The organism is Salegentibacter sp., assembly GCF_036568425.1.
In the GTDB taxonomy this organism is placed as follows: Bacteria; Bacteroidota; Bacteroidia; order Flavobacteriales; family Flavobacteriaceae; genus Salegentibacter.
In genome coordinates this window covers 1-16,092 of sequence record NZ_DATCSO010000106.1, presented here as the reverse complement: position 1 = coordinate 16,092, position 16,092 = coordinate 1, and the positions used below count along the sequence as shown (strand labels likewise).

At 38.9% G+C, this 16,092-nt stretch carries 10 protein-coding genes and 1 pseudogene; 8 read left to right on the top strand and 3 right to left on the bottom strand.

The window, feature by feature from the left end; all coding sequences use genetic code 11:
• Window positions 1-313 (bottom strand): annotated as a pseudogene (locus VIM94_RS10785) (hypothetical protein); the annotation flags it as partial.
• Between the two features lie 853 nt (window positions 314-1,166).
• Between VIM94_RS10785 and VIM94_RS10780 the strand changes: the two are divergent.
• The 3 genes from VIM94_RS10780 to VIM94_RS10770 all read left to right on the top strand — a co-directional run bounded on the left by VIM94_RS10780 (window position 1,167) and on the right by VIM94_RS10770 (window position 6,698).
• Window positions 1,167-2,981, top strand: coding sequence for a long-chain fatty acid--CoA ligase (locus tag VIM94_RS10780; RefSeq protein WP_332039305.1), 1,815 nt, complete (start codon window positions 1,167-1,169; stop codon window positions 2,979-2,981).
• Between the two features lie 277 nt (window positions 2,982-3,258).
• Window positions 3,259-5,613 carry a TonB-dependent receptor gene (locus VIM94_RS10775; RefSeq protein WP_332039304.1) on the top strand — a complete coding sequence of 785 codons (2,355 nt, stop codon included), beginning with the start codon at window positions 3,259-3,261 and terminating at the stop codon, window positions 5,611-5,613.
• Window positions 5,614-5,657: 44 nt separating this feature from the next.
• Window positions 5,658-6,698, top strand: a complete 1,041-nt coding sequence (locus tag VIM94_RS10770) for a PepSY-associated TM helix domain-containing protein (protein WP_332039303.1) — start codon at window positions 5,658-5,660, stop codon at window positions 6,696-6,698.
• Window positions 6,699-6,851: 153 nt separating this feature from the next.
• Here the strand turns inward: VIM94_RS10770 and VIM94_RS10765 are convergent, their stop codons facing one another.
• Both VIM94_RS10765 and VIM94_RS10760 read right to left on the bottom strand, forming a co-directional pair.
• Window positions 6,852-7,565, bottom strand: a complete 714-nt coding sequence (locus VIM94_RS10765) for a response regulator transcription factor (RefSeq protein ID WP_332039302.1) — start codon at window positions 7,563-7,565, stop codon at window positions 6,852-6,854.
• Window positions 7,562-8,380, bottom strand: coding sequence for a sensor histidine kinase (locus VIM94_RS10760; RefSeq protein WP_332039301.1), 819 nt, complete (start codon window positions 8,378-8,380; stop codon window positions 7,562-7,564). The genes VIM94_RS10765 and VIM94_RS10760 overlap by 4 nt, the downstream gene beginning before the upstream one ends.
• A 432-nt stretch (window positions 8,381-8,812) precedes the next feature.
• On the opposite strand from VIM94_RS10760, the gene VIM94_RS10755 reads away from it, so the two are divergent.
• The 5 genes from VIM94_RS10755 to VIM94_RS10735 all read left to right on the top strand — a co-directional run.
• Entirely contained in the window at window positions 8,813-11,074 is a 2,262-nt protein-coding gene (locus VIM94_RS10755) for a GH92 family glycosyl hydrolase (protein ID WP_332039300.1), read from the top strand.
• On the top strand, window positions 11,074-12,951 hold the full coding sequence (locus VIM94_RS10750; RefSeq protein ID WP_332039299.1) for a sodium:solute symporter family protein: 1,878 nt from the start codon (window positions 11,074-11,076) through the stop codon (window positions 12,949-12,951). The genes VIM94_RS10755 and VIM94_RS10750 overlap by 1 nt, the downstream gene beginning before the upstream one ends.
• A gap of 1 nt (window position 12,952) precedes the next feature.
• A complete protein-coding gene (locus tag VIM94_RS10745; protein ID WP_332039298.1) occupies window positions 12,953-13,921 on the top strand; it encodes a glycoside hydrolase family 130 protein in 969 nt (322 codons plus the stop codon).
• Window positions 13,922-13,923: 2 nt separating this feature from the next.
• Window positions 13,924-14,985, top strand: a complete 1,062-nt coding sequence (locus tag VIM94_RS10740; RefSeq protein WP_332039297.1) for a carbohydrate-binding family 9-like protein — start codon at window positions 13,924-13,926, stop codon at window positions 14,983-14,985.
• Window positions 14,986-14,990: 5 nt separating this feature from the next.
• Window positions 14,991-16,092, top strand: a 1,102-nt coding sequence (locus VIM94_RS10735) for a family 10 glycosylhydrolase (RefSeq protein WP_332039296.1), incomplete at its 3' end; no start/stop codon positions are given.

Genomic DNA, 16,092 nt, shown 5'->3' with positions numbered 1-16,092 from the left:
AGAGAATTTCTTTTAACCAGTGGGTGTTAATGACTTCATTCTCCTTCCGATTATTGAACCGATGGATAATGGTTTTTTTAAGATCGTCTAAATTTTCCTGCAGACTTTCAAGTTCTTTATTTTCTTCCTGGATTAATTCTTTGAGTGCTGCTGATCCAGAAACTCTATTAAATTTGATTTGGCCTTTATAAAAATTGGAGGGGGAGATGGAGTATTTGGTTTTTGCTTTTATATCAATTGGTTTTCCTTCAATAAGTCTGATATAAATCGGAGCTATTTCACTACTTGATTGGATAAGAAATTTAATAGTCATAATGGGTGAAATTAGAACTACAAAATTAAAAAAGTTAGCCGATATTTAGCCGACGAATTATAATTTTAAATCAATTACATGAAATCATTTTAAATTTCAGTTAGTTCAAAACTCCAGTATAAATAGGGGTTATGAGAGGTTTTGTTTCATTTTTAAATTTTTTATAATTTAAATAAATAGACGGATTTGAATCCTGGCGAGGTCACAAAACAAAGTCCCAAATAGCTAATAATCAAGCTTTTTGGGATTTTGTTTTTGAACACTTTTCTTAATTCAAAAAATCAATTATTTTTTTGTGTTTGTAGCTGTTTTTATAATTCAGTAAGAATTAGAAAATCAAATTGATATTCCTTATCAGTTAAGGTTGGCTGCACTGCTTTCTTTTATTCTAATTTCTCTTCAGAATAATAATCTTTAGTAACTTTTTCAAGCTGAAACCCAGAGGGCAAGAGCTTGACCTGCACCCGCGGAGCAATTTGATTTCGGTGTTTTTATTGATTTTGTAAGAAATAAAAAATGCCCATTTCCGTGTTTTGGGGAGAACCTTGAAATGGGCGGATCTTGGGTTTTGCAAAAGAAGGAGAAAATAAAGATATTTCTTACGGGGGTTTTCCCTTAATTTTTGTCCAATTATGGATGGATTGCCCATCCTCGAGTAAGCTCAGTTAAGAAAGGCCGTTTAAGGGTAAAATAGTATTTTTAAAGGTGATCAAAATATCATTTTTAACCGATCTTCCGCAATTTGCCCGGTAACCGACATAAATTAATATTTTTGCAAGCAATGATGGTGTCCGGAACAGTGCATTCCTTCTTTAGGATTTCCGGCAGAAAAATCAACAATAGTAACATCAATATGAAAGACAAGAATAGTTTCCCTCAGAAATCACCCAAACGCCTGTTTGACTGTGTGGCCTGGCAGCTGCACAATTTTCCGTTGGAAGATATGCTGGCTGCTAAAGAAAACGGGCAGTGGCGAAAATTCAGTACCCGTGAAGTGTCCGAAAAAGTGGATCAGCTGAGTGTTGCCCTGCAGGGACTAGGGTATTCGGCCGGGGACGGGAGTATTGAAGGACGGGACAAGATTGCCATCATCAGCCTGAATTGCCCGGAATGGATGATGACCGATATGGCCATCCAGCAGATCGGGGCGGTTTCTGTGCCTATTTATCCGAACATCAATAACAACGAACTGGAGTTTATCCTTCAGGATGCCGGTGTGAAAATAATCTTTGTCGGTGATGAAAAGCTTTACAGAAAGGTTAACGAGATCCGGGATGCGCTGCCGGGGGTGGAACATATCTACTCCTTTCAGGAGACGCCGAACGTCCCCCTTTGGAGTGATCTGTTAAAAAAAGTGAACCCTGAAAACCGGCAGCAGCTTTACGATAGTCGCGATGCCATCAGGGAAACAGACCTAGCCACCATCCTTTATACTTCAGGCACTACAGGAACACCTAAAGGAGTGATGCTGACTCACAGGAATATCCTAAGCAATTCCTTTGGGGCCGCAGAGATCATTCAGGAAGTTGGGGTTAAAGGAAAGAGGGTATTGAGTTTCCTGCCGCTCAATCACGCCTTTGAAAGAATGGCCACCTACTGTTTCTTCTATAGTAGCGCCTCAGTGTATTATGCCGAAAGCATGGACACGCTCGGGGAGAACCTGAAGGAGGTAAAACCTGTGCTGTTCACTACCGTGCCCCGGCTGTTGGAGAAAGTCTATGAAGGAATCCTGGCAAAAGGATCTAAACTGACAGGAATCAAAAAGAAGCTTTTCTTCTGGGCCTTACGGCTGGCGGAACAATACAAAATAAACCAGCCCCTCAGTCCGTGGTATCGACTTCAGATGGCTGTGGCCGACAAGCTCATTTTTAGCAAATGGAGAGATGCCTTGGGAGGAGAGGTTAAATCTATCATTGCAGGAGCTGCGGCTTGCCAGGTAAGGCTGCTGCGGATTTTTACCGCTGCCGGGATCGTGATCCAGGAAGGTTACGGACTTACAGAGGCTTCCCCAATCATAAGTGGAAACCGGTACAATGAGAAGAACAGAATGTTTGGCACAGTAGGCCCTTTGCTGAAAGGGGTGGAGGTGAAGATCGCCGCAGACGGAGAGATCCTCTGTAAGGGACCCAACGTTATGATGGGCTACTATAAACGCCCTGATCTGACCGCCGAGGTGATAAAAGAGGATTGGTTGCACACCGGAGACATTGGGAAGATGATAGACGGTAAATTTCTGAAAATCACTGATCGCAAGAAGGAATTGTTCAAGACCAGCGGCGGGAAATACGTAGCGCCCCAGCCCATCGAGAACAAAATGGTGGAAAGCGACTGGATCGAACAGATCATGGTGGTAGGAGAACTTCAAAAATATGTGGGTGCGCTGATCGTGCCAGCGTTCCAGGTAATCAGGAAGTGGTATGAGGAACAGGAAAAAGCCTATCCCGGGAATCAGGCTGTACTTCAGGACCTGGAGGCCAGGCTAAAGATTGATGAGGCGATAAAGTATTACAATCAGCACTTCAATCCGGTAGAACAGATCAAGAAATTTGTGCTTATGCCACATGAGTGGACCATTGAGGGAGGTGAATTGACTCCTACGCTGAAACTAAAGCGGCGGGTAATTGCAGAGAAATATGGAGATTTAATAGGGGGGATGTACGGAAGATAAGATTTACTTACCAGGAACCAAAGGAAAGGAAAATTTACCGTGGGCTTCAGAATTTCCTTCACTGCATTCTTTTAACTGGTGCAGTTTAAGTGTGGTATTACTTTTTTAATTTTTTTTCTAAATAATTGGAATTGTAACAACTTCTATATCAGCTTAAATAGACTGTATAATTCGGAGTCAAGAGAGAATATCTTAAAAATCCAGTTGTTTTTTATTTAGAATGATTCTACATTTGTTTCTTATTTGAAATAAATCTAAATAAAAACTACAATCTAAAATGAAACATTTCACCTTGCTCTGTGCGATGATGCTTTTGGGAATTACGAGTTATGCGCAACAGAAAGAAGCATCTCTTGAAGGGAAAATCACTGATGAAACCAATAGTCCAATCCCATTTGTGAATATTTTACTGGAAAAATCTTCCACGGGAACAACTTCAGATGTTGATGGCAATTATAAATTGGAGAACATCGGTCCCGGAACTCATATTATAAAATTTTCAGCAATCGGTTATGAAACCTTAACCCGCGAAGTAGATTTTGTTAGTGGGCAGCCTTTAACCCTTAATCTCACTTTAAAAGAAGACCAACAAGACCTGGGGGAGATTGTGATTACCTCCAACCGTACCCGGGAAACCCTCGATGAAGTTCCCTCTTCAGTATCTGTTCTTAGCGCAGGAGAGATAGAAAGACTTAGCCAAACCAGTACTTCAGTAGGAGGACTTTTAGCTGAAATCCCTGGGATATCTTTAAGTACCAATCAAACCAGTAACACGGGGCAGACTTTAAGGGGGCGCAATATGCTGGTATTAATTGACGGGATTCCGCAATCCACGCCTTTAAGGAGTGGGGGGCGAGATATTAATACAATAGACCCCAATACCATAGAACGTATTGAAGTGATCAAAGGGGCTACCGCGATTTACGGAAATGGGGCCGATGGTGGAATTATTAACTACATTACCAAAAAACCGGGAACTGCAGGGGAATTCAAAAGTACAACAGAGTTCAGTACCCAGGGATCGCTTGTTAATACCGAACATAGCCTTGGCTCTAAACTATCGCAAACTTTTTCGGGAAGTACCAAAAAACTCGGCTATGTGTTTTCGGGAAATTTTCAGCAAACCGGAATCTTCAGGGATGCCGAAGGAGAAGTGGTCTCTCCCACCTATGGTCTCGGGGAAACCAACCAATACAGTTTATTCGGGAAATTAAACTATGCCCTGGCAGAAGATCATTCCGTAGAAGTGATGTATAACTATTTCAGCAGTAACCAGGATACTGAATATGTCAACCAGAACGGTGTTTATGGAGAGCGCCCGGCAATTGGGGTGATAGGGGAAGTACTGGGAGTAGACCAGGGAAACAGGTTTAACCATAATGCTCAACTTACCTATGACGCCACCGAACTTATTGGAAATACAGATCTAAAGCTCAACCTTTATATGCAGGATTTTAGAACCGTTTATGGTTTTAGTGACTATTTCTACAACGCCGAAGAAGGTTATGAAGGGGGACAGTCTACTGTAGAATCTACCAAAAGAGGACTTCGAATTAACTTTAAAACTCCATATAATCTTGGTGATGAGATTTACGGAGACCTGCTCTACGGTATTGATGTTCTTAACGACAAGACATCCCAGAAACTTATTGACGGCAGGATATGGGCTCCGGAAATGGATATGACAAACCTGGCTCCTTATGCCCAATTAAAAACTATGTACCGAAATTTTGTACTTAAGGCCGGATTGCGCTTTGAAAATATCAACATAGCTGTTCCTGATTACAGCACTATTGAAATCTTTCCATACGCCGGGGAAACCCCTAACGGAGGTGTTGATGTAAATGGTGGAGAGTTAACCTATGATGCCACAACTTTTAATGTGGGACTTCGCTATAACGGGGTAAAGGAGTTTAAACCATTCGTGAGTTTTTCCCAGAGTTTTTCTATTGCTGATCTAGGTCGTACACTAAGAACGGCTACTGAAAATACAGTAAGTTTAATCTCTTCAGAAGCGGTTATCGCGAATAATTATGAGGTAGGGTTTAATAGTGATATTGGGGCGACCCGATTCAAGGGAGCCTATTTCATCAGCACCTCAGATTTGGGAGCAACCTATAGGGAAGTAGATGGTATTTTCCAAATAGCCAGACAACCGGAGAAGGTCTACGGATTTGAATTTTCTTTTGATACCAGAATTAGCCGTGGTCTTAATCTGGGAAGTTCAGTTTCATGGACTGAAGGGAAACTGGATTCAGGAAACAACGGAGATTATAATACTTATATGAATGGAGACCGAATTCCACCTTTGAAGACACTTACTTATCTCTCTTATGATTTTAACGAGAGATGGAATGCACGCTTATCACATCTTTATAGCGGAAGCCGTGACCACTTTGACCCCGATGCAAATGGAAATTATATCTATGGAAAAGGGCCGGTGGAAAGCTTTAATGTGGTGAACCTTAACTCCAGTTATCGTTTAACCGAAAATACTAGTCTGAGTCTTGGTATAGAGAACCTGTTAAATGAAGATTACTATAATCTGATTTCACAATGGGCCGCCAGAGATTCTAATTATATCAAGGCTAATGGGGCGAGATTCAACCTTTCACTAAAGGTGGAACTTTAAAATCTTTAACTGCAGTCATCGGGGGGTGGCTGCAGTTTTATTATATGAAAAACAAAACACTATTGAAATACCATTCCTGGTTCGGCCTTATCGCCGGACTTTTCTTGCTACTGATGGGCCTTTCTGGGAGTATACTGGTATTTCATGAGCAATTGGACTCCTGGTTTTTCAGAGACCAACTTCAACAGAAGTTTTCAGGAACACAGCAATTGGATTTAGCTGTTGAAAATGTTCAAAAAGTTTATCCGGGTTGGGATACACGATTAAAACAGTTTGACGCGGGAGAAGTGCTGGTCTTTGACTTGAGAAATCAAAAAAAAAGGCGCTACGTTTTTGTGGATCCCGATACCGGTAAAATTCAGAAAGAAATTAATGCCAACACCCATTTTACCTCCTGGCTTCTAAAATTGCATTACTCCCTACACGCCGGAGCAATTGGACGAATTTTGGTGTTACTATTTGGCATCATCTTTTTCCTTTCTCTGTTTAGCGGGATCATTCTTTACCAAAAGTCAATTTTAAAAACTCTTTCTTTCCGGGTCAGACTTAACCGGAATAATAGTCGAAATTTCTATTCTTCCCTTCATCGATATGTAGGAGTATGGTCCTTATTCCTAAATCTCGTTCTGGTAAGCACAGGGATAGTCCTTGCCTATACAGTAGCAAAAGCAGGATTAAACCCGCTGCCGGCACCTTCCGGCCCAGAGGTTGAGATTTCTCTCGCAAGAAGTCTTGAAGAACTAAAAGAAGATTTCCCCGACTTCACCCCAACCTATATCCGACTTCCTCTTAATAAAGATGCGGATATTACAGTATTCGGAAAATTTTCAGGAGATGCTTTTTTTTACAGTGAGTTTTATAATTATATAAAGTTGGATTATCGTAACGCAAAGATAAGTTCAGTAAAAAAAGTTGCAGATGCTTCATTTTCAAACAAACTAGCCAGTACGGTAATGCCTTTGCATTATGCTGAATTTGGTGGACTTGCCATGAAGATCCTGTATTGCCTGATTGGTCTCTCCGGCCCATTTTTATCGGTATCAGGTTTTATTATATGGCAGAAACGTAAAAGAAAAGGGAGATAAGAACCGATTAAAATAAGTTGTGGAGTAGATGTTATCCTGAAAGGTATTTATTATTCTCTAATTTCAGAATATAATTTTCCAGTGTGGTCTGGAATTCCAGTTTCATTAAATTAATTATGACTTCTATGGCTGATGTGCAATAATATACCGATATTAAGAATTTGACAGGCCAGACTTTAAGATCCGTTTCTTGGCCTCATTAATATAGCTCCTGCCAATGGTATATCGGGTGCCATTTATTTCTATACTATTGCCTTCGATTACATCAATTTTGCTAACGGCAACGGTATAGGACCTGTGAATTCTCAAAAAACTATGGGAGGGTAGATGATTAGTAATCCCAGTTAATGATTGATGTACAATATAATTACCAGAGGTGGTAATAATTTTTATATAATCTTTAAGGCTCTCCACCAGCAGGATATCATCAATAAAGATTTTCTTCATTTTTTTTGAATTCACTTTAACAAAGATATGTTCCTTATCCAAAACAGTATTTTGGACAAATGTCTTGCTCGGCAAAACAGCCTTATTGACTGCTTGTAGGAATCGTGGGAAGGGAATAGGTTTTAAAAGGTAATCCAGGACCTCAAGTTCATAACCTTTCACCGCATATTCTGCGTAGGCTGTGGTGATTATCACCTGGGGTTTATTGCTTAAGCTTTCCAGGAAACTATATCCATCCAGAACGGGCATATTGATGTCCAGAAAAAGAAGATCAACTTGATTTTGCTGAAGAAATTCCAGGCTGTCTAAAGCACTATTAAAAATGGCTGTTATCTCAAGCCCTTTAATCCGCTCTATATAGTTTTGAATGACATCGACCGCAAGTGGCTCATCATCAATTATTACACATTTAAGTATCATTTTAATTTTAACTTTAAGTCAACTAGAAATTCAGATTCTTCTTCTGTGATTTTCAGGTCATAGTCTTCTTTGTTATAACCTAAATTGAGACGTTTTCTTACGTTGACAATCCCAATCCCACCTGCATGAAATTCTTTTTGGTATTCTGGAGGGAATGCTTTAAGATGTTCCGGTTCAGGACGGTTATTGCAGATGCGAAAATACAAAATATCCTCTACTGTAATGAGTTCTATTTTGATCATACTCTCTTTATTGCTTTTGTGAGCCCCGTGTTTAAAGGCATTTTCAATAAAAGGAATAAGTAGCATTGGTGCTATTTTTTTGTTTTCGGTATTTCCCTGAAGTTTTAAATCTACGTTTAATTTTTCCCCATATCTTATTTTTTCCAGGTCAAGGTAGTTCTTAATGCAATTAATTTCTTTTTTTAAACATTGAAAGTTAGTTTTTGTTTCATAAAGTAAATACCGCATTAATTCAGAAAGTTTTAAAATGGTTTCCGGTGTTTTAACCGATTTGTTAAGGCTTAAGGAATAAATGTTATTCAGGGTATTAAAAAAGAAATGTGGAGATATCTGGGACCGTAAGAACCGTAATTCCGTTTCGAGCTGAGTCCGCTCCAGTTTTGCTGCTCTTTTATTTGCACTCATCCAGTCTATGGTGATCTTTATTGCCGTAACAAAGGAAACCACATACAACTCTCCCAGCATCATAACCAGAATATAGTTAAAGCTGAAATTTGATGTTTCTTCAGGGCCTTCCGGCCATACGTTATTACTGATTAAAAGATAGGTGAGTTCATATTTTAGAAAGACCATTAGGAATATTGAACTAAACAAAAGGAAAATGAACAAAAAGAACTTTCTGGTGTAAATTAATTTTGGGATTAATAAGTAAATTGTCAAATAACATAATGTCATATGTATTGGAAAACCCAATAAATTTGCTTTAAGAGAATAGATGTAGTCACCATAATAACTTCCCCATCGTAGAGTGTTAAAAATAAAGTAGATCGCCCAGAATATTATGTGATGTAAAGGAGAGATTTGATAGCCCCATCTTTCATTTAAAAAAAAGCTTCTTTTAAAACGTTTTCGTAGTGACATGCAATGGAAAAAGATTGATTTTAGCTATTCGGCTTTTCTTAAATGTTGTTTGTCTAATATTATTTTTTGAGATGCTGAATATATAAATATTTATGAAATATATACTTCTATTATTTTTATTGCACAATAAACTAAGAATGAAAAATGTTTAAAAGATACCCCGCCCTCTTACTTGTTTTATTGTTAACATTAGCTGCCTGTAAAGAACATGATGAAGTAAATAGTGACTCTCAAGAAACAGCTTCCAGCTTAACTTCTTATGTAGATCCTTTTATCGGAACCGGAGGTCACGGTCATACCTATCCCGGGGTAAGTCGGCCATTTGGGATGGTGCAAGTGAGCCCCGATAATGGCAATAGTGGCTGGGACTGGTGTTCCGGTTATCATTATTCAGACTCTTTAGTGGCAGGCTTTAGTCATTTGCACCTCTCTGGAACTGGAATTGGAGATTTGGCTGATATCTTATTTATGCCGGTAAACAAAAAGATTGATCTTACAAAAAAGGTGGAAGCGAGAAAAGATATTCCATACCTCTCAAAATATTCTCATATAGACGAATCGGCGAACCCGGGATACTACCAACTCTACCTGGAAGATTTTAATATTAATGTAGAACTTACTGCAACCAATAGAACAGCTTACCATAAATATACCTTTGGGAAAGGTGAAGAGAAATCGGTTGTAGTAGACCTTGGCTTTGCGATAAACTGGGATGAACCTACAGAAACTTCTATTAAAATAGAAGATGAAAATACGATTTCAGGCTACCGTCACAGTACCGGTTGGGCAAATAATCAAAAAGTATTTTTTGTAGCCAAATTTTCAAAACCAATCATTAAATCTGAATTATTCTCCGGAGGAGAAGCTGTTTCAACCTCTGAGGTGAGTAATAAGAAAACCTCAGCGCAGCTTTATTTTGATAAGGAAAGCAACCAGCTTCAGGTGACCGTGGCACTTTCTTCGGTAAGTTTGGAAAACGCTAAACAGAACCTGGATAGCGATGCGAATTTTAATTTTGATGAAATTAAGGAAGAATCTAGCAAAACCTGGGAAAAGGCATTGTCTGATATCGTGGTAGAATCTCCTGCAGATTCTTTGAAAACCATTTTCTATTCAGCACTTTATCATACAAAATTAGCGCCGGTTACATTCAGTGATAAGAATGGAGAATTTCGATTACAAAATGACAGCATTGCTAAAACCGATGGCATTGCATATTCAACTTTATCGCTTTGGGACACCTTTAGGGCGCAGAATCCGCTGTTAACCATAACCAACCCTGGAATAACTTCGGACATTGTAAATAGTATGTTAACCTATTACGATGAAAGTGGCAGCTTACCGGTGTGGACGCTTTATGGGAATGAAACCAATACTATGACCGGTTATCATTCTGTTCCTGTAATTGTGGAAGCCTATTTTAAAGGAATTGAAGGTTTTGATGTTGAAAAAGCTTACGAAGCTTTGAAAGCTACAATGATGCAAGACCAAAGAAGTTTAAAAGAATTAAAAGACTACGGCTACATTCCTTATAATCTGGGGAACGAATCGGTAACCAAAACCCTGGAATATGCTTATAACGATTGGTGTGTGGCGCAAATGGCGAAAGCTTTAGGAAAAGAGGAAGATTATGAATATTTCTCTGAAAGAGCTAAAGCCTATAAAGAACTTTTTGATCCCGAAACCGGTTTTATGAGAGGGAAATCTTCAGAAGGAGAATGGAATACACCATTTGATCCCAAACATTCACAGCATAGAGTAAATACAGATTATACTGAAGGTAATGCCTGGCAGCACAGCTGGTTTGTTTTGCACGAGCCGCAGGGTTTAATCGAACTGCATGGAGGAGCGGAGCCTTTTACTAAGAAACTGGAGCAATTATTTAATGAAAGTTCAGAGATTACCGGAGATCATACTTCAGCAGATATTTCAGGTTTAATTGGGCAATATGCTCACGGGAACGAGCCCAGCCACCATATCGCATATTTATTTAATAAAGCCGGGAAGCCCTGGCGAACACAATATTGGGTTCGTGAGATATTAAAAACGCAATACAGTACTAAACCAGATGGCTTGAGTGGAAATGAAGATGCCGGGCAAATGTCTGCCTGGTATGTGTTTAGTTCTATGGGATTGTATCCTTTCAATCCAGCTTCAGCAGAATACGAAATAGGTAGCCCAATATTCGAGAAATCTACTATTAACTTAGAAAACGGCAAGAATTTTAAAATTATAGCTAAGAATGTTTCCGAAGAAAATATCTATATCCAGTCCGCTACTTTAGATGGTGAAAATTTCAACCGGACATCCATTTCTCATAAAGAATTAATAGCGGGTGGAGAATTAGTTTTTGAAATGGGTAGTGAGCCTAATAAAAGCTGGGGTGTAACCACAAATAAAAATTAATGGAACAAATAGATGTTCTAATTATTGCGGTATACCTCATCCTCACGCTTTCTATTGGAATTTGGGTTTCAAAGAAGGCTTCTAAAGGTTTAAATTCATACTTTCTGGGAGGTAAAAGCATCAAATGGTATTACTTAGGTCTTAGTAATGGTTCAGGTATGTTTGATGTTTCTGGTACGGCCTGGATGGTTGGGATCCTTTTTCTGTATGGGGTAAAGAGTTTTATGTTTATGTGGATGTGGCCTATTTGGAACCAAATTTTTGTGATGATGTTCCTGGCGGTTTGGATTAGACGATCCGGAGTGATGACAGGATCTGAGTGGATTCTTACCCGCTTTGGTGACGATAAAGCCGGCAGGGCTTCGCACCTTATTGTCGCTATTTTTGCCGTGATCGCCTCTATAGGTTTTATAGCTTATTTTTTTGAAGGTGTCGGGAAATTTATGACGGTAATCCTTCCCTGGGATCTTTCGCTCAATATTGCAGAAATAAATCTGTTGAATTCTGAACAATCTTATGCCTTGCTTATAATTTTCTTTACTACGATTTATACTATAAAAGGAGGGATGTTTTCGGTGGTTACTACTGAAGTTTTACAATATGGAATTATGGTTTTAGCCGGAGTCCTGGTGGCAGGATATACTTTTGTGAGTTTTACTGATGTAGAAGTTAATACTCTTATCCCTGATGCCTGGAAAAGTATTTCATTTGGGAGCGAACTTCAGGGGTTTTGGAATGAAAAGAAAGAACCTTTTAATGCGCTGATAGATTCGCAGGGCTATAAAATGTTTGGTGCTTTTATTGGAATGACTTTATTCAAAGGGTTTTTTGCCAGTATAGCCGGGCCCACGCCCAGTTACGATATGCAACGGATACTTTCTACCAGAACAGTAAAAGAGGCCGCATATATGAGTGGTTTTACCAATCTTGTGCTATTTGTACCAAGATATCTTTTAATTGCCGCCGTGGTATTATTAGGTTTGGTTTTCGTTGCACCAGAGATGGCTGCTTCAGGTAGTTTAACTGGAAATGACTTGGAGGTGGTTTTACCAAAAGTAATTAACAACCACGTTCCTGTGGGAGTAAAAGGCCTATTGCTGGCAGGACTTTTAGCAGCATTTATGTCAACCTTCTCTGCTTTTGTAAATGCAGGGCCGGCCTATATTGTTAACGATATTTATAAAAAATACTTTAAGCCTAAAGCAACAGATCGTCATTATATTAAAGCGAGTCATATTACTTCTTTTATCGTGGTTTTGCTAGGGGTAATTATGGGCTTTTTTGCCGATTCCATTAACTCTATAACTTTATGGATCACCAGCGCTTTATATGGCGGCTACGTGGCAGCCAATTTCCTAAAATGGGTTTGGTGGCGTTTTAATGGCTGGGGGTATTTTTGGGGAATGCTCTCAGGTTTGTTAATCGCCACCTTTCAATTTTTTATGGATCAAAACAAAGGAAATTTTGTTCCAGATTCATTTTTATATGAAACCGCGCACATTCCGGCGATATATCTTTTCCCGGCTATTTTTGTTTTCTCTCTGTTGGGGTCTTTTTTAGGCACGTATTTTACCGCGCCAACGAATATGGAAACCTTAAAAAGTTTTTATAAAAATGTAAGACCATGGGGATGGTGGAAACCGGTTTTAAAGGAATTGCAAATAGAAAATACCAGGATAGAAAGGAATAAAGATTTTGGGATAGATATGCTAAATTGCCTTATAGGAGTGATATGGCAATCCAGTATGATACTTTTACCAATATTTTTGGTAGTGCGGGACTACCATAAAATGGGATTAACCTTTTTGATCTTCCTTTTAAGTTCTCTTATTCTGAAATTTACCTGGTTAGACAAAATTAGAAAATATGCAAGCTGAAATGGCAAATAATATACCCTGGCAGGAAAGGCCGGCTAACTCAAAAGAGGTGCTATGGCGTTATGATCAAAACCCTATTATAGATCGTTACGCTATACCCTCTTCAAACAGTATTTTTAACTCAGCGGTTGTTCCTTTTAAAGATGGATATGCAGGGGTTTTTAGATGTGATAATAAAGCGGTGCAAATGAATATTTTTGCAGGCTTTAGCAAAAATGGGATCGATTGGGAAATTGAACATGATCCCATAGACTTTAGCCCCGGAAATACTGAAATGATCGATTCAGATTATAAATATGATCCACGAGTTACTTTTATCGAAGACCGTTACTGGATAACCTGGTGTAACGGATATCACGGGCCCACTATTGGAATTGGGTATACCTTCGATTTTAAGGAATTTTATCAGTGTGAAAATGCTTTCCTTCCTTTTAACCGAAACGGAGTTTTATTTCCGAAGAAAATTAATGGGAAATATGCCATGTTAAGTCGGCCCAGCGATAATGGACATACTCCTTTTGGCGATATTTACATTAGCTATAGTCCAGATATGAAATACTGGGGAGAACACCGTTGCGTGATGAAGGTAGCTCCTTTTGAAAAAAGCGCCTGGCAGTGTACTAAAATTGGAGCCGGTCCTGTTCCTATTCTAACCGATGAAGGTTGGTTGCTTTTTTATCACGGGGTGATTAATACCTGCAACGGTTTCCGGTATTCTATAGGTGCGGCCATTTTGGATGAAAACGAGCCGGAGAAGGTGAAATTCCGTTCCCAGCCTTATTTGTTGGCCCCGGCAGAACTTTATGAAATGACAGGAGATGTACCAAATGTAATTTTTCCCTGCGCAGCATTACATTCAGAAGAAGATGATAAACTAGCACTCTATTATGGTGCTGCAGATACCGTGACCTCAGTAGCTTTCGGTCATCTTAGTGAAATTGTAGAATTTGTGAAAAATAATAGCCTGTAATTATGAACTATAAATTGCTCCTGATTTTTATTAATGTTCTTGCTGCCAATTTCGTCCACGCTCAAAATCCACCAAGGTCTTATATAGCTTACAAAACTATTGATGAGATACAAATAGACGGGAAGGCTGAGGAAGCGTCCTGGCAAATAGCTCCGGAAAGTGAAGATTTTATAGATATTGAAGGTGAAAAAACTCCAAAATACCAAACAAATATGAGGATGGTATACGATGAGGAGTACTTGTACTTCTATGCTAAAATGGAAGAGCCTCATGTTTGGGCTACCCTAAAGCAACGCGATACTGTGATTTTCTATAACAACGATTTTGAGATTTTTATCGACCCAGACGGCGATACTCATAATTATATGGAGTTTGAAATGAATGCTCTTAACACGGTTTGGGATCTGTTTATAGTAAAACCCTATCGTGAACCCTCACCGGTAATAGATAGCTGGGATATTCAAGGTTTAAAATCGGCTGTTCATATTTCGGGAACCTTAAATGATGCATCAGATAAAGATGAATTTTGGAGTGTTGAGGTAGCAATTCCCTGGGATGTTTTAAAAGAAGCAAATTCACATAACGAAATTCCTGAAGACGAATTCTGGAGAATTAATTTTTCACGTGTAAACTGGGATTTTGATCTGAATGAAGGTACCTATTCCCGAAAGAAAACTGAAGAAGGAGAATATTTGCCTGAATATAATTGGGTGTGGTCTCCCCAGGGCATTATCAATATGCATGAACCCGAACATTGGGGTTATGTATATTTTTCTGCAGAAAATGCAGGAGAAAATGACGAATTTGAAATTCCCGAAGATGAAAAAATTAAATGGAAGCTTTATGAAATCTATCGAAAGCAGAAAGAATATTTCAGCAGAAAGGACGAGTGGGCTTCAAGTTTAAAAGAAATTCAAAAAGATAGGATCAGGCTCAACGGAAAGATACTTCATCCTAAACTTGAAAATCACCTAACCGGGTGGAATATTTCTATAGAAAGTCCATTTACCGGGAATCATTATATCATTAAAGAAGATGGTAAAATTTTAACCTCCAAAATCTAAATCTAATGAAAACTAGACTTTTATTAATTGCCTTGTTAGCCTTCGGGTTCACTTCCTGTTTGGATAACGTAGCCGCCTCAAAAAAGAACCAGGACAATATTGCTGAAGAAAATCAGGAAGATTTCAAATTTTGGGTCTGGACCACAGCCGATGCAAAAAGAGCAGATTCCTCTTATACTTCAGAATTTAAAAAATACAGTGAAAATGGAATTGAAGCGGTGCTCATAAATACGAATACCGATCCCGAATTGCTTTCTCGTATAACACCCCTGGCTAAAAAAGAAGGCCTGGAAGTTCACGCCTGGATTATGGCTATGAATCGTCCGGGAGATAGTGTTGCTTTACAAAATCCGGAATGGTACACTGTAAGTAGAGATGGCAATTCTACCCACGATACCAGACCTTATGTAGATTATTACCAATGGCTATGCCCAACAAGAGAAGCATCAAGAAATCACGTATTAGGCCTGGTGGAAGGACTGTCTAAGGTTGAAGGTGTTGCCAGTGTACATCTTGATTATATAAGATTTTCTGATATTTTCCTTCCGATAGGTTTATTGCCGAAATATGATTTAGAGCAGGAAGAAGAACTTGCTGAATTTGATTTTTGTTACTGTGATGTGTGTGTAGCTGAATTTGAGAAAATTCATCATAAAAACCCGAGAGATTTTGAAAATCCGGCGATAGATATGGAATGGAAACAATTCCGCTTAAATAAGATTAGAGATGTAGTTAATGATGCCTACGAAATTGTACATGCTAACAATAAAGATTTAACCGCAGCTGTTTTTCCATATCCAGAAATGGCCGATCATATGGTGCGGCAACGTTGGGACAAATGGAAAGTAGATGCTGTGTTGCCTATGATCTATCATAACTTTTATAATGAAGAAGTAGACTGGATAGGGTTTGCTACAAAACAAGGTGTAGAAGACTTGAAAGGGAAAAACACCGATTTACATACAGGAATTTATCTGCCACCTATGAGTGCAGAAGATGTTACCCAGGCAATTAATCTTGCTAAGGATAATGGAGCCAAAGGTATTTCATTTTTCGATGGGAATGCGCTTACCAAAGAACAACTTAAGGCTATAAAAGAAGCGAGTA